General features: G+C 65.5%; 21 protein-coding genes and 4 tRNA genes. 9 read left to right on the top strand and 16 right to left on the bottom strand.

Annotated features, from left to right (window positions below; genetic code table 11):
- Window positions 1-48 precede the first annotated feature (48 nt).
- The 10 genes from H4P35_RS08080 to rnr all read right to left on the bottom strand — a co-directional run bounded on the left by H4P35_RS08080 (window position 49) and on the right by rnr (window position 9,662).
- Window positions 49-720, bottom strand: coding sequence for a response regulator transcription factor (locus H4P35_RS08080; protein WP_008164454.1), 672 nt, complete (start codon window positions 718-720; stop codon window positions 49-51).
- A gap of 63 nt (window positions 721-783) precedes the next feature.
- Window positions 784-1,269 carry a biopolymer transporter ExbD gene (locus H4P35_RS08075; RefSeq protein WP_226849447.1) on the bottom strand — a complete coding sequence of 162 codons (486 nt, stop codon included), beginning with the start codon at window positions 1,267-1,269 and terminating at the stop codon, window positions 784-786.
- A complete protein-coding gene (locus H4P35_RS08070; RefSeq protein WP_056320084.1) occupies window positions 1,269-2,240 on the bottom strand; it encodes a MotA/TolQ/ExbB proton channel family protein in 972 nt (323 codons plus the stop codon). The genes H4P35_RS08075 and H4P35_RS08070 overlap by 1 nt, the downstream gene beginning before the upstream one ends.
- 1 nt (window position 2,241) lies before the next feature.
- Window positions 2,242-3,060, bottom strand: coding sequence for an energy transducer TonB (locus H4P35_RS08065; RefSeq protein ID WP_062838440.1), 819 nt, complete (start codon window positions 3,058-3,060; stop codon window positions 2,242-2,244).
- 382 nt (window positions 3,061-3,442) lie between these two features.
- Window positions 3,443-3,518 (bottom strand) — tRNA-Val (locus tag H4P35_RS08060).
- Window positions 3,519-3,663: 145 nt separating this feature from the next.
- Window positions 3,664-3,936 (bottom strand): HU family DNA-binding protein, encoded by a 273-nt coding sequence (locus H4P35_RS08055; RefSeq protein WP_003812968.1) that lies wholly within the window; start codon window positions 3,934-3,936, stop codon window positions 3,664-3,666.
- A gap of 355 nt (window positions 3,937-4,291) precedes the next feature.
- Window positions 4,292-4,972, bottom strand: a complete 681-nt coding sequence (locus H4P35_RS08050; protein WP_062838441.1) for a Fe2+-dependent dioxygenase — start codon at window positions 4,970-4,972, stop codon at window positions 4,292-4,294.
- A gap of 57 nt (window positions 4,973-5,029) precedes the next feature.
- Window positions 5,030-6,274, bottom strand: a complete 1,245-nt coding sequence (locus tag H4P35_RS08045) for a cystathionine gamma-synthase family protein (RefSeq protein WP_062838442.1) — start codon at window positions 6,272-6,274, stop codon at window positions 5,030-5,032.
- Between the two features lie 46 nt (window positions 6,275-6,320).
- Window positions 6,321-7,058 carry a 23S rRNA (guanosine(2251)-2'-O)-methyltransferase RlmB gene (gene rlmB / locus H4P35_RS08040; protein ID WP_056320073.1) on the bottom strand — a complete coding sequence of 246 codons (738 nt, stop codon included), beginning with the start codon at window positions 7,056-7,058 and terminating at the stop codon, window positions 6,321-6,323.
- A gap of 138 nt (window positions 7,059-7,196) precedes the next feature.
- The gene (gene rnr / locus H4P35_RS08035; RefSeq protein ID WP_226848575.1) at window positions 7,197-9,662 is read right to left on the bottom strand and encodes a ribonuclease R; all 2,466 of its coding nucleotides are present in this window, start codon (window positions 9,660-9,662) and stop codon (window positions 7,197-7,199) included.
- Window positions 9,663-9,899: 237 nt separating this feature from the next.
- Between rnr and H4P35_RS08030 the strand changes: the two genes are divergently transcribed.
- A tRNA-Leu gene (locus H4P35_RS08030) sits at window positions 9,900-9,984 on the top strand.
- 165 nt (window positions 9,985-10,149) lie between these two features.
- Here H4P35_RS08030 and H4P35_RS08025 read toward each other — a convergent pair.
- Window positions 10,150-10,761: a tRNA-uridine aminocarboxypropyltransferase gene (locus H4P35_RS08025; protein WP_226848574.1), complete on the bottom strand. Its 612-nt coding sequence runs from the start codon at window positions 10,759-10,761 to the stop codon at window positions 10,150-10,152.
- Between the two features lie 150 nt (window positions 10,762-10,911).
- Between H4P35_RS08025 and H4P35_RS08020 the strand changes: the two genes are divergently transcribed.
- A tRNA-Leu gene (locus H4P35_RS08020) sits at window positions 10,912-10,996 on the top strand.
- 150 nt (window positions 10,997-11,146) lie between these two features.
- On the opposite strand, the gene H4P35_RS08015 is transcribed toward H4P35_RS08020, so the two are convergent.
- Complete coding sequence (locus tag H4P35_RS08015; RefSeq protein WP_056320068.1) at window positions 11,147-11,590, bottom strand: GNAT family N-acetyltransferase; 444 nt, start codon at window positions 11,588-11,590, stop codon at window positions 11,147-11,149.
- A 118-nt stretch (window positions 11,591-11,708) separates the two neighbouring features.
- Between H4P35_RS08015 and H4P35_RS08010 the strand changes: the two genes are divergently transcribed.
- The 4 genes from H4P35_RS08010 (at window position 11,709) to H4P35_RS07995 (ending at window position 16,821) form a co-directional block, all read left to right on the top strand.
- Window positions 11,709-12,602, top strand: a complete 894-nt coding sequence (locus H4P35_RS08010; protein WP_226848573.1) for a DMT family transporter — start codon at window positions 11,709-11,711, stop codon at window positions 12,600-12,602.
- A gap of 33 nt (window positions 12,603-12,635) precedes the next feature.
- Complete coding sequence (locus H4P35_RS08005; protein WP_142049863.1) at window positions 12,636-13,580, top strand: AEC family transporter; 945 nt, start codon at window positions 12,636-12,638, stop codon at window positions 13,578-13,580.
- Window positions 13,581-13,730: 150 nt separating this feature from the next.
- On the top strand, window positions 13,731-14,954 hold the full coding sequence (locus H4P35_RS08000) for a YeeE/YedE family protein (protein ID WP_142049866.1): 1,224 nt from the start codon (window positions 13,731-13,733) through the stop codon (window positions 14,952-14,954).
- Between the two features lie 199 nt (window positions 14,955-15,153).
- On the top strand, window positions 15,154-16,821 hold the full coding sequence (locus tag H4P35_RS07995; RefSeq protein WP_062838448.1) for an FMN-binding glutamate synthase family protein: 1,668 nt from the start codon (window positions 15,154-15,156) through the stop codon (window positions 16,819-16,821).
- 49 nt (window positions 16,822-16,870) lie between these two features.
- Here the strand turns inward: H4P35_RS07995 and H4P35_RS07990 are convergent, their stop codons facing one another.
- Entirely contained in the window at window positions 16,871-18,358 is a 1,488-nt protein-coding gene (locus H4P35_RS07990) for a phosphatidylserine/phosphatidylglycerophosphate/cardiolipin synthase family protein (RefSeq protein ID WP_226848572.1), read from the bottom strand.
- A 9-nt stretch (window positions 18,359-18,367) separates the two neighbouring features.
- Complete coding sequence (locus H4P35_RS07985; RefSeq protein WP_056320053.1) at window positions 18,368-18,703, bottom strand: YqjD family protein; 336 nt, start codon at window positions 18,701-18,703, stop codon at window positions 18,368-18,370.
- Window positions 18,704-18,999: 296 nt separating this feature from the next.
- Between H4P35_RS07985 and egtD the strand changes: the two genes are divergently transcribed.
- The 3 genes from egtD to H4P35_RS07970 all read left to right on the top strand — a co-directional run bounded on the left by egtD (window position 19,000) and on the right by H4P35_RS07970 (window position 21,563).
- The gene (gene egtD / locus H4P35_RS07980; protein WP_226848571.1) at window positions 19,000-19,977 is read left to right on the top strand and encodes an L-histidine N(alpha)-methyltransferase; all 978 of its coding nucleotides are present in this window, start codon (window positions 19,000-19,002) and stop codon (window positions 19,975-19,977) included.
- A 32-nt stretch (window positions 19,978-20,009) separates the two neighbouring features.
- On the top strand, window positions 20,010-21,326 hold the full coding sequence (gene egtB / locus H4P35_RS07975) for an ergothioneine biosynthesis protein EgtB (RefSeq protein ID WP_226848570.1): 1,317 nt from the start codon (window positions 20,010-20,012) through the stop codon (window positions 21,324-21,326).
- Window positions 21,327-21,486: 160 nt separating this feature from the next.
- Window positions 21,487-21,563 (top strand) — tRNA-Met (locus H4P35_RS07970).
- A 75-nt stretch (window positions 21,564-21,638) separates the two neighbouring features.
- Here H4P35_RS07970 and H4P35_RS07965 read toward each other — a convergent pair.
- A complete protein-coding gene (locus tag H4P35_RS07965) occupies window positions 21,639-22,562 on the bottom strand; it encodes a hypothetical protein (RefSeq protein ID WP_226848569.1) in 924 nt (307 codons plus the stop codon).
- 201 nt (window positions 22,563-22,763) lie between these two features.
- Entirely contained in the window at window positions 22,764-22,955 is a 192-nt protein-coding gene (locus H4P35_RS07960) for a hypothetical protein (protein ID WP_056320045.1), read from the bottom strand.
- Window positions 22,956-23,042 lie beyond the last annotated feature (87 nt).

The following is a 23,042-nucleotide window of genomic DNA, read 5'->3' as shown; positions in this document are numbered from 1 at the left end:
AGGCGGATGAATGCGCGCGGCTGGCGGTCGCCGGCCGCGGCCGGCCCGTCAGGCCGCTTCCACATCCAGCATGTAGCCAAAGCCGCGTACCGTCTGGATGCTGGCGCCGGTGCCTTCCAGGCGCTTGCGCAAGCGGTACACATAGACTTCGACCGCATTCTCGCTGAAATCCGCATCCCAGGCGGACAGGGAATTGACGATCTGGCGCTTGGTCACGACGCGGCCCACGCGGGCCATCAGCATTTCGAGGACGGAAAGCTCGCGCACCGACAGCGACAGGCGCTGGCCGTTGGCGCGCACTTCGCGGCCGACGGTGTCGAACACCAGCGGACCGACTTCGATGAGCGGTTGGGCCTGGCCCGCACGGCGGCGGCCGAAGGCGCGCACGCGCGCGGCAAGCTCGGGCAGTTCAAAAGGCTTGGTGACGTAGTCGTCCGCCCCGGCGTCCAGACCGGCGACGCGGTCTTCGATGCCATCGCGGGCGGTAAGGATGAGCACGGGAACCTGATTGCCGTCCTGGCGCAGCTGGCGCAGCACGTCCAGGCCGCTCATGCCGGGAAGGTTGAGGTCGAGCAGCATCAGGTCATACGGCTGGCCTGCCAACGCGCCCAGAACCCGGTCGCCGTCGGTCAGCCAGTCGACCGCATAACCCTGGTCGGCCAGGAATTCCTGGAGCGCATGGCCCAGGGTGGTGTCGTCTTCGATTACCAGAACTCGCATGCCGCGATTCTAGCGCGATCCAAAAAAAAAGGGGCGCGAAATGCGCCCCCTTTCCGGATTCGTTCACCGGCCGGACGGTGCCGCGGCGGCGGCCGCTGCCCCTGCCGGCGCACCGGCCGCCGGGGCGCCGCCAGAGGGCGGCGTCGTGACGAAACCGATCCGGGTCATGCCCGAACGGCGCGCCGAGGCCATGACCTTGGCCAGCGTTTCGTAACGGGTGTTCTGATCGGCGCGGATGCGGATCTCGGGCTGCGGCTTGGTGCCGGCGATCGACTTGAAGCGATTGGGCAGGTCGTCGATATTGACCGGCTTCTCGTCCCAGAACAGCGCGCCGCTGGCATCGATGGCCAGGTCCACGGTCTTGGGCTCTTCCTCGATCTGCTCGGCGGCCACCTGGGGCATGTTGATCTTGATCGAGTGCGCCAAGAGCGGCGCCGTGATGATGAAGATCACCAGCAGCACCAGCATGACGTCGATCAGGGGCACCATGTTGATCTCGGACACCGCATGGCTTCCGGACCCTTTACCCTCAAAGCTGCCAAAGGCCATCATTCGCTCCCGCGTTGGACCGCGTGGCCGTTCTGGCGACGCAGCGCGCGCACCTTGCCGTCGGACAGCGCAACCTGCTGGCCGGTGGTCAGGAACGCAAACAGATCATGCGCAAAGGCATCCAGGCGCGACAGGAACACGCGGTTGTTGCGCACGAACGTGTTGTACGCCAGGACGGCCGGAATTGCCACCGCCAGGCCCAGGCCCGTCATGATGAGGGCCTCGCCCACCGGACCGGCGATGCGGTTGATGGTCACGCCGTCGGACAGACCGATACCGACCAGGGCGTGATACACGCCCCACACCGTACCGAACAGGCCGACGAACGGCGCCGTCGAACCCACCGAGGCCAGCACGGTCAGGCCGTTTTCCAGCTTGGCGGTTTCTTCGTCGATGACCTTGCGCATGGTGCGCGTGACGAAATCCGAATTGCTGCCCGACTCTTCCAGCTTGGTTGCGCCGAACTTGTTGTGGTGCGCCTGCGCGTGCATGGCGTGGCTGGCCAGATGCGAGAAGGGATCGCGCGCGCCGTGCGTGTTGATTTCGTGCTCGACCTGTTCCAGCGAGCTGGCGTTCCAGAATTTGTTCAGGAAGTCGGCGGAACGCTTGCGCATGCTGACATTGCTGGCGGCCTTGACCAGGATGAGATACCAGGTCACCAGCGACATGAGGATCAGGATGACGAACAGGCTCTTGCCCACGAAGTCGCTCTGCGCGACGAAGTGCAGGAAGCCCATGTCGGGGACCGGCGCCGGCGCGGGCGGAATCGCTGCGGCGGCGCTGTGCAGCGCGTCGGCCGACTGCTGGACGGCGCCAGCGGCCTGCTGGACGGCGCCGGCGGCTTGCTGGGCGACCTCGCCGCCCGTCGTGGCGGCCTGCTGGGCTGCGGGCGCGGCGGCGGCAGCCGGCGCTGCTGCCGGGCTGGTGGTCGCCTGCGCCACCAGGGTGGCGCTATGCAGTGCGTTGGACATCTCAGTTCCTCATTACGAAATCGAACGGAATTTTTGCTTTGGCGGGATAGGCCACGCCATTGCGGGTATACGGCTTGAAACGGCCTTTGCGGGCGGCTGCCAGCGCCGATTCGTCCAGACGCGGAAACCCCGACGAAGCGTCGATGGTTGCGCGCTCGACCAGGCCCTGGGTGTTGATTTCCACCAGCACCACGACACGCCCCTCTTCCCGCATGCGGCGCGATGCCATCGGATAGTTGGGCATCGGACGCGCGCCCTGGAATTCAATGCTCGAGACCAGCACGGGCTGATCGGGCGGCGGGCCCTGTGTCGGGCCTTGCGGCGCCTGCGTGCCTTCCGGCGCGCCGCTGGGCGGCGTCTGCTGCGGCGGCGTCTCGGGCTTGGGCTCGGGCTTGACCTCCTGCTTGGGCTGAGGCTTGGGCTTGGGCTTCGGCTTGGGTTTGGGCGGAGGCGGCTTGGGCGCCGGCATGGGCGGCTTTTCGACCACCGGCTCGGGTTCGGGCTCCGGCTCGGGTTCCGGTTTCAATTCCGGTTCGGGCTCGGGTTCGGGCTCGATCTCGGGTTCCGGCTCGGGCGGCGTCTCGGTGACCGGCTGCGGCACTTCGGGCGTAGGTTCGGCTTTGGCGATCTGGGGAACGGGCGCATCCACCACGCTCACCATGATCGCCTCGGGTTCCTCCAATTCAGGACGACTCTCCGGCGCCATGAAAATGGCGCCGATCACCGCTGCATGAAGCGCAACGACCGCCAGGCCAGCGCCTGCGCGAATACCAAAAGAAGACCGCGAAGAAGAATTCCAACCGGGTTGAAGACTAGGCATGAATCAGCCAGGGTGCATTGACTTTTCCGGCCTGCCAGGAAGTTGACGCGCACAAGACCGCGGCGCCGGCTGACCGGTACAAGCCCGTCATAGTATCTTAAATGCGAATGATTCGCACGTTGTATTTCGAATGGAACAGCGTAACACTGCTGATCGGAATCAAGGCAGCATCAATAAAACGCTTATGAAAAGGCAGGCAGCATGAGGCATGCCCGTGACGGCGCGTTAGCCACGCGGGTCATACCAATGCGGGTCAGACCCATGTTGGCCAAGCATTCAATTCGAAGAGACGCGCCGTCGCAATCAGGGCCGGAAAACAAAAAACCCGCCACGTCGCCGGAGGCGGGATGTGTGCGGGTTCGATGTGAACTGCGAGGGCTTCTGGTGGGTGCTACAGGGGTCGAACCTGTGACCTACGCCGTGTAAAGGCGCCGCTCTACCAACTGAGCTAAGCACCCATTTCGGTGCAATCGCCCGGCGCATTTGCGCGGGGACATTGCCAATTTGGGGTACTCAAAAGCAATACGCGGGCCGGAGTATACCGGACCGCGTACTTGTGGGCAAATCGCAGCGCCGTGCGCCATGCGATCGGCTGCCGTCCTATCAGTTGACAGCGTCCTTCAGGGCCTTGCCCGGACGGAACTTCGGCACCTTGGCCTTCTTGATCTTGATGGTTTCGCCAGTGCGCGGGTTGCGGCCGGTGCGCGCGGCGCGAGCCGACACGGCAAACGTGCCGAAACCGACCAGCGTGACCGTACCGCCCTTCTTCAGCGTGGTCTTCACGGCACCGATCAGGGCGTCGAGCGAACGGCCGGCTGCAGCCTTGGAGATATCGGCCTTGCTGGCGATGTGATCGATGAGTTCGGTTTTGTTCATGCAGGTGTACCCCTCACAAGGTGTGGAGTCTGCCCGGGGCGGCAGTTCATGGCCGTCAGGAAGGAATGCCAGAAATGGACGCGAGACCAGGCAAACGACGAACAGACAGTGGATAAACTTTTTTCTTGCGCTGCAAAGCACAACTTTTAAACTGCTGCGCCGCCTAGGATTTGCTGGCTTAATGCCTGCAAACCGTCAGCGACGCAGACGTGTATTAGGCCTTGGCGTAGAGCGGCTGTCAAGCGAAAACCTCACGGCAACCCGCGTCAATACTAGCTTTTAGCCGATTCCGCAATAAACAAAAACGCTCATTTTGGGGTTTGCACGACACCCGCAAAAAACACTTTAAGCTTCATCAAACGTCGGCCCAGCGGCGCAGCAGATTGTGATAAATGCCGGTGAGCTGAACAATTGAGGCATGTCCCGCCACATCTTGATTCAAGCGTTGGATGGCGACGTCCATGTCCAGCAGCAGCGCACGCTGGCTGTCTTCGCGCACCAGGCTCTGCATCCAGAAAAATGAACTGACGCGCGCGCCGCGCGTTACGGGATTGACTTTATGCAGGCTCGTCCCCGGATACAGCACCATGTGTCCGGCCGGCAGCTTCACGGCACGCGGGCCATAGGTGTCGTCGATGACGAGCTCGCCGCCGTCGTAGCTGTCGGGGTCCGAGAAGAACAGCGTCGCGGACAGGTCGGTACGCACACGCTCGGCCGAGCCGGCGATGCCGCGCACGGCGTTGTCCACGTGATAGCCGAACGCCTCGCCGCCTTCGTAGCGGTTAAAGAGCGGCGGGAAGATCTTGCGCGGCAGCGCCGCCGACATGAAGAGGTTGTTTGCCGACAGGCGCTGCAGGATCAGCGTGCCGAGCTCTTGCGCCAGCGGATGCTGCTCGGACAGTTGCCGGTTGCGCTTGACCTGGGCCGACTGATGGCCTGCGGTCACCTTGCCGTCCACCCAGTCCGCGGCATCCAGCCGCTGGCGGATGTCGGCAGCCTCTTGCGGCGTAAAGACTTCTGCGATCTGAATAAGCATGGGTTCCTGCCCGATTGCGTTGCCGGCACCCCTGCCCGGGGCGCCGCGGCTGCCGAATTATCCCTTCAGGCAACCATTGAGCGCCTGATCGAAATCAAACAGCAAATCGGCCTCGTCCTCGATGCCGACCGACACGCGGATCAGGCTGTCCGCGATGCCCATCTGCTTGCGGCGCTCCGCGCCCATCTCGTAATAGATCGTGTGCGCCGCCGGCAGCGCCAGGCTGCGCGTATCGCCCAGGTGCGTCGCCATCAGCACCACGCGCAGGCGGTTCAGGAAGTCGAAGCAATCGACGCCGTCCGCCAGTTCGACGCCCAGCAGACCGCCGAATCGCGACCCGAACAATGCCGCCGCCCGCTCATGCTGGGGGTGGCTGGCCAGGCCCGGATAATGCACCTTCGCCACGCCAGGATGCGCTTGCAGCAAACGCGCCAGCGCCAGCGCGTTGGAACAATGTTTGGCCATGCGCAGCGCCAGCGTCTCGGCGCCCACCGCGATGCGGTGCGCGGGCTCGGCGGCCAGCGTGCCGCCCATGTCGCGCAGGCCCTTCTTCTTGATCTGCGTAAGCCCCCAGCCGGTGGACGCGCCCTTGCGATAGGCTTCGTAGATGTTGTCGTTGCCGGCCCAGTCGTACAGGCCGGTGTCGGTCACGGCGCCGCCCAGCGCATTGCCGTGTCCGCCGATGTACTTGGACAGCGAATTCATCACCAGCGACGCGCCGACCGAGGCCGGCCGGAACATCCACGGCGAGGTCAGCGTGTTGTCCACGACATAGACCAGCCCCTTCTCGCGGCAGATCTCGCCAATCACGGCCAGGTCGGCCACCTGCGTGCCCGGGTTGGCGATGGTCTCGGTAAAGACCATGCGCGTATTGGGCTGGATGGCGGCGCGCACCTGCGCCGAATCCGTCGCGTCCACGAAGGTGATCTCCACGCCCAGTTCCTGCAGCGTGCCGAACAGGCTGTTGGTGTTGCCGAACACATACTGGCTGGACACCAGGTGATCGCCCCGGCGCAGCAGCGTGGTGAAAATGGCGGCCAGCGCGGCCATGCCCGTTGAAAAGCTGACCGTGCCCTTGCCGCCTTCCATCTGGCTGATCTTGGCCTCCAGCGCCGTCGTGGTCGGCGTGCCCTGGCGCGCATACGTGAAGCCCGCCTTGCCCTGGAATACGGCAGCCAGCTCGCGCGCGTCGTCGTAAGCAAATTCAGACGACGGGTGCATCGGCTTGTGCACCGCTCCGTGCTCGACGGATTGATGGCGGTCGGAATGGAGAATCGTGGTGGTAAAGCCGTTCTGGTGCATGATGGGCTGACGCAATTGAAGAAGGGAATCTACAGGGTGGGACGGATCACGATTGGCGCTGGCGCACGGTCTCGTACAGGCAGACGGCGCTGGCGACGCTGACGTTCAGGCTTTCCACCGAACCCAGCATCGGGATGTTCACGAGCTGGTCGCAGGTCTCGCGCGTGAGGCGGCGCATGCCCTCGCCTTCCGCGCCCATGACCCACGCCATCGGCTGGCGCGCATCGACCTTGTGCATGCTGTCGGTGGCCTGATCGTCCGTCCCCACGAGCCACACGCCCCGGTCCTTCAGGCTACGCATGGTGCGCGCCAGGTTCGTCACCATCAAGTACGGCACCGTGTCCGCCGCGCCGCATGCGACACGCTGCACGGTGGCGTTCAGCCCCACCGCCCGATCGCGCGGCGCGATCACCGCATGCACGCCCGCCGCGTCGGCGGTGCGCAGGCAAGCGCCCAGATTGTGCGGGTCGGTCACGCCATCAAGGATCAGCAGCAGCGGCGGCCCTTCGATCACGTCGAGCACTTCGTCGACATCCACCGCCAGTTGGCGCTCGTCGGCCAGCGCCACCACGCCCTGGTGACGCGTGCCGCGCGCCAGGCCGTCCAGGCGTTCCATCGGAACCGGGTGAAGCCGGCAGCCGGCGCGCTCGGCCTGCTCGATGAATGTCTGCATGCGCTTGTCGCGGCGCGAGGCCTCGACGTAGATTTCCTTGATCGACTCGGGCGCGTGCCGCAGCCGCGCGACAACCGCGTGAAACCCGGCCAGGACTTGGGTCGACGCCATAGAAACAATACCTTTAGATAAACAAATACCCGCCCCAGAGGGGGCGGGCCACCGGACAGCGCCGGCACTAACCGCAATGTTACCCCCTTAGGCCACGCCGCCAAACGACGGCATGGCCATAAGGATCCGCGCCGCCGGTCAGTGGCGCTTGCGGGTGGCCTGTTTGGCGGGCGCGGCCCGCTGGGTGGCCTTGGGCGGCTTGCCGGCCTTCTTGGCCGAGGCGCGCCGTTCCTTGGCGGTCTGGCCCTTCAGGCTGGCGGGCTTGGGAGAGGCTGCCTTCTTGACCCGGCGCACGGGTTCGTCGGGCCCGCGCGCCGACGCCTTGCGCAGCGCGTCGAAGCTCGTGCCCTGCACCAGGCGGAACTCGATGCGGCGCGCTTCCAGGTCCACGCGCGCGACCTGCACCTGCACCTTGTCAGTCAGGCGGTAACGCATGCCGGTGCGCTCGCCGCGCAGTTCGTGCAGGGCGTCGTTGAACTGGAAGTATTCGCCGCCCAGTTCGGAGACGTGCACCAGACCCTCGACGTGCAACGTGTCCAGCGTGACGAAGATGCCGAAGCTTGCCACCCCGGTGACCGTGCCGCTGAAGTCTTCGCCCACGCGCTCCTTGACGAACCAGCACTTGAGCCAGGCCTCGACATCGCGCGACGCCTCGTCGGCGCGGCGCTCGCTGGCCGACAGCACCAAGCCCATCTTTTCCCAGATGGCCTGCTCGTGTTCGCGCTGGCTGCGGCCGATGACGACCGCGTGATCGTCCAGGCTGGGCACATAACGCTGCCCCGCGAGCAACGCTTTGATGACCCGGTGCGTGAGCAGGTCGGGATACCGGCGGATCGGCGAGGTGAAGTGGCTGTAGCCCGGATAGGACAGGCCGAAGTGGCCCATGTTGTCGGGGCTGTAGACCGCCTGCTGCATCGAGCGCAGGCACATGGTCTGCAGCAGCTGATAGTCGGGACGCCCGCGCACGGAATCCAGGAAATCGCCGTAGTCCTTGGCCGTGGGCATGTCGCCCCCGCCCAGCGACAGCCCCATGGTGCGCAGGAATTCGCGCAGCGACTGCAGGCGCTCGGGCGTGGGACCCTCGTGGATGCGGTACAGGCCGGGATGCTTGCTGCGCGTCATGAAGTCGGCCGCGCAGGTGTTCGCGGCCAGCATGCACTCTTCGATCAGCTTGTGCGCGTCGTTGCGCACGGACGGCACGATCTGTTCGATGCGGCCGAGCTCGTTGCAGACGATCTTGGTTTCGACCGTGTCGAAATCGATGGCGCCGCGCTTCTTGCGGCCTTGCGACAGCAATTGGAAGAGCTCGTACAGGTGCTGGACCTGCGGCATCACGCTGCGCATCGCATGGGCGGCCGGACCGCCCGGCTGCTGCAGCGCCGCCCAGATGTTGGTATAGGTGGTGCGGGCGTGCGAGTGCATGACCGCGTTATAGAACTGGTACGCCGTGACCGTGCCGGCCTTGGCGCCGCTGGCCGGGATGACCATGTCGCACACGAGCACCAGACGGTCGACGTCAGGATTGAGCGAGCACAGGCCGTTGGACAGCGACTCGGGCAACATGGGAATGACCCGGCGCGGGAAGTAGACGCTGGTGCCGCGCTCCATCGCATCGTCGTCCAGCGCATCGCCCGGACGCACGTAATGGCTGACGTCGGCAATGGCGACCAGCAGGCGCCAGCCCGGACGCTTGCGCTGACCCGTGCCCAGCTCGACCGGCTCGCAGTACACCGCGTCGTCGAAGTCGCGCGCGTCCTCGCCGTCGATGGTGATGAGCGGCACGTCGCGCAGGTCGACGCGGTCTTTCAGGTCGGATTTGCGGACCGTGTCGGGCAGGCGGGCGGCCTGCTTCAAGGCGCCTTCGGTAAAGTCGACCGGCACGTCGAACTTGCGCACGGCAATTTCGATTTCCATGCCGGGATCGTCGATCTCGCCCAGCACCTCGGCCACGCGGCCGAGCGGCTGCGTGTGGCGCGTGGGCTGCGCCATGATTTCCACCGCGACCACCTGCCCGTGCTGGGCGCCGTTGGTGTCGCTGGGCGGAATCAGGATGTCGTGCTTGATGCGCTGGTCTTCGGGCACGACGATGGACAGGCCGTGCTCGTGCAGAAAGCGGCCCACCAGCTTGTTGGTGCGGCGCTCGATGACTTCGACGATGGTGCCTTCCGGCTTGCCCCGGTATTCGCCCGACGGCTTGACCAGCACGCGGTCGCCGTGCAGCACCTTGAGCATTTCGCGGGGCGACAGGAACAGATCCGGCCCGCCGTCATCGCGCAGCAGGAATCCGAAGCCGTCGCGATGCCCCAGCACCTTGCCCGCCACGAAATCGAGCTTGGTCGCCAGCAGCAGCACCCCCTTGCGATTGGGCAGCAACTGCCCGTCGCGCTCCATCGCACCGAGGCGGCGCTCAAAGCCCACCATCGTCGCCTCGCGCTCGACGCCCATGCGTTCGGCCAGCTCAGCCGGCGACAACGGCGAACCCGCGGCGCGCAGCGCTGTCAGGATGGCTTCACGGGACGGAACATCAGGGTCGAAGTCCGGCGGCGCTTCGGGCAAGGGTGTTGATCTGTTGTTATTCGATTCGTTATTCGATCGTTTTGCCAAAGCTAAATTTTCCGTATATAATGCGCAGCTTCTGTGGTTCGCCCAAGGCTGAACACTGAAGCAGAAATGGTCAGAAGAGTTAGAAGCCGAATTAAAAAGCTGATAACTCGGGTTGAAAAAAACCCATTGTAAAACCAACTGCATTCGGACGCATGGATTAGTTCAAGGTTTAGAACTTGAATCAAGTCACGCGACTGGAACGCAGCGTAGCACATAGTTCTGACAGTATCTTTCAGTGCCCAGGTGGCGGAATTGGTAGACGCGCATGGTTCAGGTCCATGTGCCGCAAGGTGTGGAGGTTCGAGTCCTCTCCTGGGCACCACGGAATTCTAATCAAGGCAGTTTCAAACTGGCTTGATCAAAAGGCTAAGAGCCCCGGAAATCGAAAGATTCCCGGGGCTTTTGCTTTCCGCGGGGCTTTTGCTTTCCGCGGGGCTTTTGCTTTGCCGGGGGATTTACGTTGCCCCACGCGTTTTGCTTTCCCCGGTCAGCGCCAGGGCACCTTGCGATTCAGATGATGACGCGCGTAAAGGTCCGCGCCCATGCCGTCGATCTGCCCATCGATCAACGCCTCAAATGGCGCCAGCAGCGCGTCGAAGTTGCGCGGCGCCTCGATGGCATTGAGCGCGTGCGTCACGGCCTCGATGGTGGACAACGCGCCCGGCACATCGGCATGGCGCACACGGTAGCGCGTCGACAGGCCCGGCGGCAGCATGACGCGCGGCAGCGCCGCAAGCGCCGGATTGATGTGCAGCAGCTTGCGCGCATGCCCCCAGGTGCCGTCCGGCACGATCAGCCGGATGGGCGAGTCCATGTCCTGGCCATAGCCTGGCGTCAGCACGTCGGCGCCCTCTCCCGGAAACAGCAGGCGCGGCGCGTACCCCGGCGCTGCCCAATCCGTCTCGGAAAAATATTCACCGACGACACGGCGCGCGCCCGCGATTCCCAGCACTGCCAGACGCGCCGTGTTCAGCGCGTGGCGCGCTTCGCTGGGATGCTGCAGGACCACCACGCTGGTGCGGCAGGACAACGACGGGATCAGGGCGCAAAGGCAATGCGACAGCGGGCGCAGGCAGCGCGTACAGAGGGCTCGAGACATGGCCGACACTATATCGAAAGCGGACCGCACAAAAAAAGTGAAAAAAATGCAGACGAAGTTGCACACTTCAAAAAAAGTGTGCATAATCTCGTTCCTCTGCTGCTGAACACGAAACGGAAGCGAAAGCGACCCGACATGTGAAGCAACAGCGCCCAGGTGGCGGAATTGGTAGACGCGCACGGTTCAGGTCCGTGTGCCGCAAGGTGTGGAGGTTCGAGTCCTCTCCTGGGCACCAATTACTACATCACGAGGTACCTGTCGTGATGCGCCAAAAGAAAAACCCCGAATGCGAAAGCGTTCGGGGTTTTTGCTTTGTGCGCGCCACACTGCGCAGGGCGAGGCGCCGCCGCGCATCGGCTGCGGCGCACGCCCCCAGCGCGGCCCCCTACTTCAACGTGCGCGTCATCACCACGTGCGGGATGCCGGCCTCGACGAACTCTTCGCCTTCGGCCTTGAAGCCATGCGCCTCGTAAAAGCCCGCGGCGTGCGTCTGGGCATGCAGCACCAGCATGCGGTGGCCGTCGCCGTGCCCCTGCCCGATCAGCGCATCGAGCAACTGCCCGCCCACGCCCATTCCGCGCGCGCGCTTGTGAACCGCCATGCGGCCGATGTGTCCGTCGGGCAACAGGCGCCCCGTGCCCATCGGCGTGCCATCGGGTCCATACGCCACGGCATGCACCGACACCGCGTCGTCGTCATCCATCTCGATTTCCGGCGGCACGTTCTGCTCGACCACGAAAACCGCGTGGCGCACCGAATAAGCGTCGTCGCGCAAGCGATCCCAGGTTCCCAGCGCAATACGCACCGTTGCTTCTTTGTTGGCCGACATGTCCTACCCCTACGTTGCAGCAAATGAATAACTGAATCCTACGCCGCATTTTCGCAAGGATGAAGAAGGCGCGAAAAGGGGTACGATCGCGGCTTGCCCTTGCCGCCCTTGGTCCGCCATGACGCCTGCCGCGCCCCCTGCCTGGTTGAAAGCCGCACCCGCGCTCTTTCTCGTGCTGTGGTCCAGCGGCTTTGTCGTGCTCAAGGTGGGCCTGGCTTATGCCGATCCGCTGACGTTCCTGGCGTTGCGCTACGCATGTGTCGTCTTGATCCTTGCGCCGCTGCTGCTGGCGCTGCGGCCGCCGTTGCCCACGCGGGCCAGCGCATGGGGTCACCTGGCGATGGTGGGCCTGCTGCTGCAGGCCGGCTACTTCTGCCTCACCTACCTCTCGCTCAAGCAGGGAATGTCGGCCGGCGGCGTGGCCCTCATCACCTCGCTTCAACCCATCCTCATCGGCCTGCTGGCGCCCGCGCTCGCGCATGAACGCGTCGACGCCCGGCGCTGGGCCGGCCTGGCGCTGGGCGTGGCGGGCGCCGCGCTCGTGATCGTGGCCAAGGCATCAATCGACGTGCTGGCGCCGCTGGGGCTGGCGTTCGCGGTCGGCGCGCTGCTCTGCCTCACGGGCGGCACGCTCTACGAAAAGCGCTTCGGCGCACAGATCCATCCCGTCGCCTCCAACTTCGTCCAGTACGGCGTGGGCCTTGCCGTGTCCGCGCCGTTGGCGTTCTGGCTGGAACCCATGCGCATCGCATGGACCGGCCCCTTGCTCGGCTCTCTCGCCTATCTGGTCGTCGGCAACTCCCTGGTCGCCATCACCCTGCTGCTGGCCATGATCCGCCACGGCGAGGCCTCGCGCGTGTCCGCGCTGTTTTTCCTGGTGCCGCCCTGCACGGCGATCATTGCGCTGCTGATCCTGCGCGAACCCATTCCCCCGCTGGCCTGGCCTGGCATGGCGCTGGCCGCGCTGGGCATCCTGCTGGTGACCCGCAAGCCCGCCCGCGACGCCAAGTAGAATGACCGCCTTTCCGCCCTCGCGACCTCGCCCATGAACGCCGTCGTCACCGCCGCCCTGCCGGTCTTTGCGCTGATACTGACCGGCTGGCTGGCCGCCCGCTGGCGCATCCTGGGCACCCACGCGACCGACGCGCTGAATCGCTACGTGGTGTACCTGTCCTTGCCCGCGCTGCTGTTCCGCGCCATGACGCAGGTGGACCTGGCGCAGATGGCGCACTGGGGCTTCGTCGGCGCGTTTGCGGGCGGCATCGCCATCACGTTCGTGGTTTCGTTCCTGGCGCGCGGGCGCCGCGCGCAGACGCTCACCGACCGCAGCATCGAAGGCCTGGCGGCGTCCTACGCCAACGCCGGATACATGGGCATTCCGCTGTGCCTGGCGCTGCTTGGCGCCGACAGCCTGGCGCCCGCCACTTTCACCACGCTGCTCACCGCAAGCGTGCTCTTCGGATTTGCCATCGCCCTCATCGAGTTCGATCGGCAGCAGACGCCCAACCTGCCCGCGACGCTGCTGAAGGTAGGCCGCGCCCTGATCCGCAATCCGCTGCTGGCGGCCCCGGTCCTCGGCCTTGCCTGGGCGGCAACCGGTGCCCGTCTGCCCGAAGGCGTCGACCGCTATGTGGCCTTGCTGGGCGCGTCCGCCAGCCCGTGCGCGCTGGTGACCATCGGCCTTTTTCTGGCACAGACGGAAACTGCGGCCTCCGGACCGGGCGTGATGCGCCTGGTGCTGGGCAAGCTGCTCCTGCAACCGGCCGCGACTGCGGTGCTGGCGTTCTACGTGTTCTCGATGCCCCCGCTGTGGGCCTGGACGGCCGTGCTGATGAGCGCGCTGCCCATCGGCACCGGACCGTTCATGCTGGCCAAGATGTATGGACGCGACGCCCGCGTGACCTCGCGCGCCATCCTGGTCAGCACCGTGGCATCGGTGGTGACGGTCAGCCTGCTCGTCGCGTGGATCAGCGCGCACCCCGTCTCGTGAACTCACCAGCGGCTCTATATAACTTGAAGTTATTGCTAAAGCACGAATCCTTGGTTTGAGATATTTACTGATAGGACTAGACTGACGTCCATTCCCACGGGTGCGCCTTTCGCACCCGTTTGCATTTACGACTTGATCCTCGGGATTTTCATGAGCGCCAACGCCTCCTCCCTGCCGCTGCCCTCGGCCCTGCCTCCCATCCACATCAATCGCAAGCCGCTCTGGATTGCGGTGCTGCTGGTCCTGGCCGGCGCCCTGTACCTCAACCAGACCGTCAGTTGGCGCCAGGGCGCGCTGTGGGTGGTCGGCGCACTGCTTGGCGTCACGCTGTACCACGCGTCGTTCGGTTTCACGCAAGCCTGGCGCGTGTTCGTGTCGGACCGCCGCGGGGCCGGCCTGCGCGCGCAGATGCTGATGCTCGCCGTGGGCGTGCTGCTGTTCTTCCCCTTTCTGGCCGCCGGCACGCTGTTCGGTCAGCCGGTCAACGGCTTCGTGTCGCCCCCGGGCGTCTCGGTCCTGCTGGGCGCGTTCCTGTTCGGCGTCGGCATGCAGCTGGGCGGCGGATGCGCGTCGGGCACGCTCTTCGCGGTGGGCGGCGGCAACACCCGCATGGTGGTGACGCTGCTGTTCTTCATCGTGGGCTCGGTCATCGCCACGGCCAACTTCGGCTGGTGGTCCAGCCTGCCGGCGCTGGCGCCCACGTCGCTCATCAAGACCTGGGGCCTGGCGCCCGCGATCCTCGTCAATCTGGCCGTCTTTGCGCTGATCGCCTGGATCGCCACCACGCTGGAAAAGCGCCGTCATGGCCACGTGATTTCCTTCGCCTCGCGCACGGCTCGCCCCGTTTCGCTGCTGCAGGGTCCGTGGCCCCTCGTGTGGGGCGGCGTGGCGCTCGTCGTGCTGAACTTCGCAACGCTGGCGTTGGCCGGACGCCCCTGGGGCATTACGTCTGCCTTCGCCTTGTGGGGCGCCAAGACGCTGGATGCCCTGGGCGGCGACGTCGCCACCTGGGCCTACTGGGCCAAGCAGCCGTCGCTGGCCGCGCCGCTGCGCCAGGATGTCACCACCGTCATGGACATCGGCCTCATGCTCGGCGCGCTGGCCGCCGCCAGCGCGGCCGGCAAGTTCGCCCCCGTCTGGAAGGTGCCGGCGCGCTCGCTCGCGGGCGCCGTGATCGGCGGCCTGCTGCTCGGCTATGGCTCGCGCCTGGCCTTCGGCTGCAACATCGGCGCCTACTTCAGCGGCATCCTGTCGGGCAGCCTGCATGCCTGGCTGTGGCTGCCTGCCGCGTTCGCGGGCAGCGCACTGGGCGTGCACCTGCGCCCGCTGTTCGGCCTGGCCGTCGAAAAGACGCCGCCGGCGTCCAGCTGCTGAGAAACAGTGTTCCAGCAATGGCCTCCTGATGCAGGAGGCCATTTTTTTGCCCCGCCGCCAAGCCAATGAATATGCGCCTTTGAGCCTATCCCCCGGCTGCGCAAGGCACGCGCCGGCGCACGCGCACACGGCCCGCCATTCATCCGGCAGCCAGCGGCCCTGGTGTATGGTTGCTCCATTCCGAAAAGCGGAGACGGACATGAACTGGATAGCCGGCCGATTCACGGCCTTTCTGTTGACCCTTGCAGGCGCGGCCATCACCGCGGCCCTGGCCGCCACCGCGTCCTTGTGGTGGCTTGCGGCAGCCGTGCCGCTGGCGCTGCTGGGCGCGCTGGGCGTGTACGACCTGATCCAGCCGCGGCACGCCATCCGCCGCAATTACCCGGTCATCGGCAACCTGCGATTCCTGTTCGAATTCATCCGCCCCGAGATCCGCCAGTACTTCCTGGAGGACGACACGCAGGCCTCGCCGTTTTCGCGCGCGCAGCGTTCCATCGTCTACCAGCGCGCCAAGCGCGAGATCGACAAGCGCCCATTCGGCACGCAGGAAGACGTCTACGGCGACCGCTACGAATGGATCAACCATTCCATGTCGCCCTCGCATATCAACGACACGGACTTTCGCGTCACCGTGGGCGGGCCCGACTGCACGCAGCCCTATTCCATGTCGGTGTTCAACGTGTCGGCCATGAGCTTTGGCGCGCTGTCGGCCAACGCGGTGCTGGCCCTGAACGAAGGCGCGCGGCAAGGCGACTTTGCGCACGACACCGGCGAAGGCGGCATCAGCCGCTACCATCGCCAGCCGGGCGGCAGCCTCGTCTGGAACATCGGCTCGGGCTATTTCGGTTGCCGCGACGAGCACGGCGCGTTTTCGGAAGAAGCGTTTGTGCGCAACGCCTGTACGCCGCAGGTCAAGATGATCGAGATCAAGCTGTCGCAAGGCGCCAAGCCGGGCCACGGCGGCATCCTGCCGGCGGGCAAGGTGACGATCGAAATCGCCGAGGCGCGGGGCGTGGCGCCTTGGCAGGACTGCAATTCGCCCGCCAGCCATTCCGCGTTCGACAGTCCGATCGGCCTGATGAAATTTGTGGCGCGCTTGCGCGAGCTCTCCGGCGGCAAGCCCGTCGGCTTCAAGTTCTGCGTGGGGCATCCCTGGGAGTGGTTCGCCATCGTCAAGGCGATGCTTGAAACCGGCATCACCCCGGACTTCATCGTGGTGGACGGCGCGGAAGGCGGCACGGGCGCGGCGCCCGTGGAATTCGTGGATCACGTGGGTACGCCGCTGCGCGAGGCGCTGCGGCTCGTGCACAACACGCTGATCGGCGTGAACCTGCGCGACCGCATCAAGCTGGGCGCGTCCGGCAAGATCATCACTGCGTTCGACATGGCCCGCGTGATGGCGATGGGCGCCGACTGGTGCAACGCCGCGCGCGGCTTCATGTTTGCCATCGGCTGCATCCAGGCCCAGGCCTGCCACACCGGCAAATGCCCCACCGGCGTCACCACGCAGGATCCGCTACGGCAACGCGCGCTGGTGGTGCCGGACAAGGCGCAGCGCGTGGCCAATTTTCACAAGAACACGCTGCATGCACTTGCCGAACTGCTGGCCGCGGCCGGCCTGACCCACCCGGGCCAGTTGCGCCCGCACCATATCGCGCGACGCATCTCGCCCAGCGAAATCCGCCTCTTGTCCGCGCTGTTTCCGGAGCTGGCGCCTGGCGAGCTGCTGCGCGGCGAGTTCCGGCACCAGGTCTTCCGTGCAGGCTGGGCGATGGCGCAGGCGCAGTCGTTTCAGCCCACCCACGACATCACCACGGCCCTGGCGCGCGAGCACGCTGCACAGGCCGCCGCGGCCGGCAACTCCTGAACGGCGCTGACGGGCGGCGCGGACAGGATCCGAGCCGCCCGCGCACCCGCTACAACCAGCGCTCGAACATGCGCGAGAACGACTCCATGAAGCGGTCGTCCAGGCCGCGATCCTTCCAGGCCTCGGGCGTCACCTGCACGGCATCGGCCACGTCGCGCTGGAACAGCGCCTCCATCTCGGCCGCGAACTCCGGTCCCAGCACCACGGCGTTGATCTCGTAGTTCAGCGCAAAGCTGCGCCAATCCATGTTGCTGGACCCCACGGTCGACCAGACGCCATCGACCACCGCCGTCTTCGCATGCAGCAAGGCGTCACGGCGTTCGTAGATCTTCACGCCCGAGCGCAGCAGATCGGTGTAGTGCGAACGCCCTGCATGAAACACCAGCGACGAGTCGCTGAAGCCCGGCAGCACCAGCACCACGTCCACCCCGCGCCGCGCCGCGGATTGCAGCACCTCGATGAACGCCGGATCCGGCACGAAGTACGCCATCGTGATGTGAATGGATTTCTGCGCGCTTTCGAACGCCGACATCAACGTCAGATAGACCGTGTAGCCGTCGCTGCGATCGGGCTGGTTCGCAAGGATGCGGACGGCGGTGTCGCCGACCGCCGGCGCAACGTGCGAATCGCCGCCCTTGATGGGCTCCTTGGCCTGCGATGCCCAGCCGGCCTGCAACACCTGTTCCAGCTGCGCCACCGCCGGCCCTTCGATGCGCAGGTGCGTGTCGCGCCAGGGCGCGGAGTCGGCATCCTTGGCGGGCTCGCCCGCCTTGGCGCCCGAGCCGCCGCCGGATCCCGACGACCCGGAGCCGCTTCCGCCCGAGAACGAAGACGACTCGTACACGCTGCTGACGTTGATGCCGCCCAGATAGCCCACCTTGCCGTCGACGACCAGCACCTTGCGATGGTTGCGCTGATTCGGCGACCAGCCGGCGCGCGCGTTGACCGGATTGACGGGATTGAAGACCGCCACCTGCACGCCCGCGTCGCGCATGCGCTGGAAGAGGTCATCGGGCGTCTTGATCGTGCCGACCGCGTCCACCATCAGCGACACCTCGGCGCCGCGGTTGCGCGCCGCGATCAGCGCGTCTGCAAAGCGATTGCCCTCCGCATCGTCGTCGAAGATGTAGGTTTCCATGTGCACGTAGCGGCGCGCCTGAGCGATGGATTGAAGCATCGCCTTGTACGTGCTGGGTCCGTCGGCAAGCAGGCGCACACGATTGCCCTTGGCCAGCGGCGCGCCGCTGACCGCCTGCTCCACCGCCAGGTGCCGTGCAAGAAAATCATCCTTGGGGGTTTGAGGGTCCGCTGCAATGCCCTGCCCGCGACGATAGCTGTCCTGTGCCGCATCCGCGGACAGGCCTGCTTGCGCGGCGCGCGCGTGCCGCTCCTGCGCGTCGGGGACGCTGGCGCAGGCGGCGAGCACGGATGCGACGCACACAAACAGCACGGCGCGCGCCCAGCGGCGCGCGTCGGTCGTCAGTTCTTGCAGGGCATTGCGCGGCCCACCCCGGCTCAATGCCGGTAATGGGCTCATGATGCGTCTCTAGCGTCGATTACCCGCCACGAAAATGCAGCCGAGCACGGCGCCCACTATCGCCGCCACGCCGACCGACTTCCATGCATTCTCATGCACGTATTCGTCCGCGTAAGCGGTGGCCCGGCGGGCTCGTTCGCGGGCGACGCCTTCCCAGCCGCCAGCGGATTCACGCGCATCGGCGAGCTGGCGCTTCAAGCGCGCGCGCGCCGCTTCGATTTCGGAGCCCGTATACGACGCGGTCGAACGCAAAAGGTCTTCCGTGCCGGCGAGCAGCTCGTGGAAGCTGTCATTCACGCGTTCACGATGCAAAGCCATTTCAGCGCGCTGGTGCTTTCGATTCATGCTAGCTCCTTCGATTTTTTCTTGGAAGTCCCATTGTCCACACCAACGGCCCAAAACTGCCCGAGCTTTCGCAACCAGCGGTAAACCGATATTTCAGCGGCCCGAAACTTGCTGATGGCGGAGTCGGAACGCCTGCGCGTGACCTCGCGGCCCCTTCCCGTATTCCGCCAAACGCAATTTCGATTTCGTAAAAGTCCATTGCATTCAGAGGCCTGGCGCTTGACACGCAAACCCCCTCAGCCGCCACAATGAGTCTTTGCAATGCGCTTCAACCGCCCCAAAAAGGAACTGAACGCATGGTTTCTCCTTCCGCACTCCTTGCCGCCGTCGCCCCCGAATTCATCGCGCAGGAGCCGCAGCACCCCAGCGCCGAGCAGATCGAATTGCACGAAGGGCTGCTCGACAGGGCCGCCCACATCGATCCCAAGTTCCTGTACGACGCGCTCGGCTCGTCGCTGTTCACGGCCATCACGCAGCTGCCCGAATACTATCCAACGCGTTGCGAAGACGAGATCTTTCAGCGCCACGGCAACGATATCGCGCGCCACGTCGGCCCCGTGCAGGCCATGATCGACCTGGGCGCCGGCGATTGCGTCAAGGCCGAGCGGCTGTTCGCCAGCCTGCGGCCCAGCCACTATGTGCCCGTCGATATCTCGGCCGACTATCTGCAGGCAGCCGTGCGGCGCCTGAAGCTTTCGTATCCGGACATGCGGATCACGGCTGTCGGCCAGGATTTCTCACATGAACTGGCGATGCCCGAAGGCGTTCCGGCACAGCAACGCCTGTTCTTCTATCCCGGCTCCAGCATCGGCAATCTGGGCCCCGAAGCCGCGTACGCCATGCTGCGGCGCATCCGGGAAGCCTGTCCCGGCGGCGGACTCGTGGTCGGCGTCGATCGGGTCAAACCGAAGAGCGTGCTGGAACCGGCGTATGACGACGCCCTGCACCTGACGGCCGCGTTCAACCTGAATCTGCTGCGCCACGTGAACACCGTGCTCGGCAGCGATTTCAATGTCGATGACTGGCGCCACGTGGCGCTCTTCAACAGCGAACGTTCGCGTGTCGAAATGCACCTGGAGGCGCAGCGCGCCGTGCAGGTTGCCTGGCCCGGCGGCCACCGCGAGTTCAAGGCCGGCGAACGGATCCACACCGAGAACTCCTACAAATTCACGCCGCAAGCCTTCAGCGATCTGCTCCACCGCGCGGGCTTTCGCGACATCGCGCACTGGTCGGACGCCCGCGACTGGTTTTCTGTTTTCAGCGCCCGCGCCTGACGCAGGGCGCCCACGATTCTGGAGATATCCCCATGGACCCCGCATGCCTGCTGACTCATCCCGCCATCGGGCCTTATGCCAGCGGACAAGCCGGACAGCACGACCGGTACGACGCCGTACGCTCCACCACCGCCGCCTTGGCCGCGCCCTTGAGCGCGGAGGATTGCCAGGTGCAATCCATGCCCGATTGCAGTCCGGTCAAATGGCATCTGGCGCACACCACCTGGTTCTTCGAGACCTTCCTGCTGGCGCGCTATGACGCGTCCAGTCCGCCCTTCCATCCGCAATACCGGATGCTTTTCAATTCCTACTACAACGCCATCGGCGCAAAACATCCGCGCCCCCAACGCGGCCTGTTGTCGCGCCCGCCGCTGTCGGAAGTGCTGCACTACCGGCAACATGTCGACCAAGCGATGCACGCGCTGATCTCGCGCCTGGGCGGCAACGATCCCGAATTCGACGCGCTGCTCGAGCTTGGCCTCAATCATGAGCAACAGCATCAGGAACTCATCCTGACCGATCTGAAGCACATGCTGTCGGCCAATCCGCTCAGGCCAGCGTACGTCGCGCCGGGCCAGTCCGCGCAGCCGCCCGCTACCACACCGGGCTGGACCCGGTACGACGGCGGCATCACGCGCATCGGCCACGACGGACGCGGCTTCGCCTTCGACAACGAAGGGCCGGCCCACGACGTCCTGCTGACGCCCTTCTCCCTGTCCGATCGCCTCGTGACACAGAGCGAATACCTGGCCTTCATGCAGGATGGCGGGTACCAGCGGCCCGAACTGTGGCTCTCGATGGGGTGGGACATGGTGAGCGCACAAGGCTGGCGCGCCCCGCTGTATTGGGAAAGCTCGGACGATGCGTGGCGTGTCTTCACGCTGCGCGGCATGCAGGACCTGGAGCTGCATGCCCCGGTCACGCACGTCAGCTACTTCGAGGCCGACGCCTACGCCCGCTGGGCCGGCGCGCGCCTTCCGCGGGAAGCGGAATGGGAACACGCCGCGCGCCAGTTGTCGGAAGACACCTATTCGGCCCGCGCGAACATGCTTGAAAACGGTCACCTGGACACGCGCCCCGCCCCGGCGCGCCACAGCTCGGGCGGTCCCGTGCAATTGTTCGGCGACGCGTGGGAATGGACCTCAAGCGGCTATGACGCCTATCCCGGGTTTCAGCCCAGCGCGGGAGCCGTCGGCGAATACAACGGCAAGTTCATGTGCAACCAGTACGTGCTGCGGGGCGGCTCGTGCGCGACGCCGCGCGACCACATCCGGCCCAGCTACCGCAACTTCTTTCCGCCCGAGGCGCGCTGGCAGTTCTCGGGCATCCGCCTGGCGCGGGATGCTTGAAGGGCGGCGCGCGACCTCACCAACGCTGGCTGAACAAGGCGTCCAGACCGGCCGAAAAAATTTGGCCGGGGCCCACTTGCACTCCAAAAAAACTTCGTGCTAGAATTTCGTTCTTCGTTGATCGGCACTTGCAACGCAAACCGAACGGCGAAAAAAGGATGGCGCATTAGCTCAGCCGGTTAGAGCGACGGAATCATAATCCGCAGGTCCCCTGTTCGAATCAGGGATGCGCCACCAAGAAATTAAAAAGGGCCCGCACACTGTGCGGGCCCTTTTGCATTCGGGCGGATTATTTACACCCGAAGCACCACATTAAACCCGATAGACCGCATCGCGGCGGCGGCCGCCCCAGGTGGCAGCCAGGCTCGCCACGAAGGCGCCGATCAGCATCGACGCAAAGCCCCACAACGCAAACGCGGCGGCAGCCTTGCGGGCTGCGTCTGCAGCTTCCTTGGCCTTCACCTTGGCTTCTTCCGCGGTCTTCTTGGCGTTCTGGATCGCCTCGTCGACGCGGCGCTGCGCGACGGCGGGTTCCACACCGGCCTGGGCGGCCACGACCTTCACCACGTAGTCGCGATCGGCCGGCGTCATGTCGCCGCGGGTGATGCTCATGGCGACGATGCGGCCAACTTCGGCACGCGCCGCTTCAGGATCGGAGTTGGCCTCGGGACGTTCCGAGCGCATCAGGGTGTCGGTGAGATAGTCGGTCGCGCGCTCCATGCCACCGCCACTGCTCGCACCGGCAGCGCCGGCCGTCGCCGCCGCGGTTACCGCCGTGCCGGCCGTGGCCGCCACCGAAGCGCCGGCCTTGGCAACGCCGGAAGCCATCGACGCGAGCGCGGAGCCCAGCAGCGCGGCGCTGACCACGGCGCTCAGCGCCCAGACCAGAAAGCCGTGCGCGGTGTCGCGAAAGTAGACCTCATCGGAATGCACGTCGACCCATTTCGTCCGCAGGCGCCCGGCGACATAGCCGCCGATGCCGTACGAAATGATCTGCGTGAGCAGCATCCAGACAATGATGCCAATGCCGATGGCGGGGGCCGACACGCCCTCCTCACCCCAGGGCGAAACGGACAGAAAACCGAGGCCGGTGCCGCCGGCAAACAATGCAAGCGACAGCGCCGCGGCGATCACCGCGCCGGCGAATACCGCCGCCCACGACACGGCCGAAATGGCGGACTCACGTGGAGGCACGCCATCGGCATAAGGTTGGCTCAATGAAGACGTATTTTGCATGATCGATCCTTGTCCAGAGACTTACGCAGCCGCGCACACGCGGGTGCCAAAGCGGAAATGACGCACCGGCCTTCAGTGCCAGAACAGAGCCAGCAGGATGATGATGGGAATGGGCACGCCGAGCAGCCACAACAGGATTGAGCGCATGGAAACCTCCTTGCTTCGATGAAGGGATCGGAATTGAAGTAATGCTGGCCGCAATCAGGCCAGGTCGATGGTGCCGGGCGCGCGGGGATCCGGCGCGGGCGGCGTGGGGTCGATGACGTCGGGGTTGTCCGTGGGACGGCCCGGGTCCGGACGCGGATCGTCCGCAGGCGGGTTTCCCGGGAGCGCCGGATCGTCAGGCGTGAGATCGTCCGGCTGACCGGGCTCTCGATGCGGGATCTGGGACATGATTGCCTCTCCTCAAGCAGCGCAAGATGCGCCTTGCATGAGCATCAGCAAATGGCGTGCCCAAGACCGCTCAGCGGCCGGGCGCCA

This window comes from Achromobacter sp. 77, assembly GCF_020541125.1.
GTDB classification, from domain to species: Bacteria; Pseudomonadota; Gammaproteobacteria; order Burkholderiales; family Burkholderiaceae_B; genus Achromobacter; species Achromobacter mucicolens.
Note: the sequence above shows the minus strand (reverse complement) of the source record. Positions and strands in the feature narration are given on the sequence as shown.

Excerpts from the sequence above, each read along its gene's own strand:
- H4P35_RS08010 (WP_226848573.1), top strand. The coding sequence starts at position 11,709 with ATGACGCCTGCCGCGCCCCCTGCCTGGTTGAAAGCCGCACCCGCGCTC.
- H4P35_RS08080 (WP_008164454.1), bottom strand. The coding sequence starts at position 720 with ATGCGAGTTCTGGTAATCGAAGACGACACCACCCTGGGCCATGCGCTC.
- H4P35_RS08005 (WP_142049863.1), top strand. The coding sequence starts at position 12,636 with ATGAACGCCGTCGTCACCGCCGCCCTGCCGGTCTTTGCGCTGATACTG.
- H4P35_RS08050 (WP_062838441.1), bottom strand. The coding sequence starts at position 4,972 with ATGCTTATTCAGATCGCAGAAGTCTTTACGCCGCAAGAGGCTGCCGAC.
- H4P35_RS08025 (WP_226848574.1), bottom strand. The coding sequence starts at position 10,761 with ATGTCTCGAGCCCTCTGTACGCGCTGCCTGCGCCCGCTGTCGCATTGC.
- H4P35_RS08015 (WP_056320068.1), bottom strand. The coding sequence starts at position 11,590 with ATGTCGGCCAACAAAGAAGCAACGGTGCGTATTGCGCTGGGAACCTGG.
- H4P35_RS07985 (WP_056320053.1), bottom strand. The coding sequence starts at position 18,703 with ATGAATCGAAAGCACCAGCGCGCTGAAATGGCTTTGCATCGTGAACGC.
- H4P35_RS08070 (WP_056320084.1), bottom strand. The coding sequence starts at position 2,240 with ATGTCCAACGCACTGCATAGCGCCACCCTGGTGGCGCAGGCGACCACC.
- H4P35_RS08055 (WP_003812968.1), bottom strand. The coding sequence starts at position 3,936 with ATGAACAAAACCGAACTCATCGATCACATCGCCAGCAAGGCCGATATC.
- H4P35_RS07965 (WP_226848569.1), bottom strand. The coding sequence starts at position 22,562 with ATGCAAAATACGTCTTCATTGAGCCAACCTTATGCCGATGGCGTGCCT.
- H4P35_RS08045 (WP_062838442.1), bottom strand. The coding sequence starts at position 6,274 with ATGCACCAGAACGGCTTTACCACCACGATTCTCCATTCCGACCGCCAT.
- H4P35_RS08000 (WP_142049866.1), top strand. The coding sequence starts at position 13,731 with ATGAGCGCCAACGCCTCCTCCCTGCCGCTGCCCTCGGCCCTGCCTCCC.
- egtD (WP_226848571.1), top strand. The coding sequence starts at position 19,000 with ATGGTTTCTCCTTCCGCACTCCTTGCCGCCGTCGCCCCCGAATTCATC.
- egtB (WP_226848570.1), top strand. The coding sequence starts at position 20,010 with ATGGACCCCGCATGCCTGCTGACTCATCCCGCCATCGGGCCTTATGCC.
- H4P35_RS07995 (WP_062838448.1), top strand. The coding sequence starts at position 15,154 with ATGAACTGGATAGCCGGCCGATTCACGGCCTTTCTGTTGACCCTTGCA.
- H4P35_RS08075 (WP_226849447.1), bottom strand. The coding sequence starts at position 1,269 with ATGGCCTTTGGCAGCTTTGAGGGTAAAGGGTCCGGAAGCCATGCGGTG.
- rlmB (WP_056320073.1), bottom strand. The coding sequence starts at position 7,058 with ATGGCGTCGACCCAAGTCCTGGCCGGGTTTCACGCGGTTGTCGCGCGG.
- H4P35_RS07960 (WP_056320045.1), bottom strand. The coding sequence starts at position 22,955 with ATGTCCCAGATCCCGCATCGAGAGCCCGGTCAGCCGGACGATCTCACG.
- H4P35_RS07990 (WP_226848572.1), bottom strand. The coding sequence starts at position 18,358 with ATGAGCCCATTACCGGCATTGAGCCGGGGTGGGCCGCGCAATGCCCTG.
- H4P35_RS08065 (WP_062838440.1), bottom strand. The coding sequence starts at position 3,060 with ATGCCTAGTCTTCAACCCGGTTGGAATTCTTCTTCGCGGTCTTCTTTT.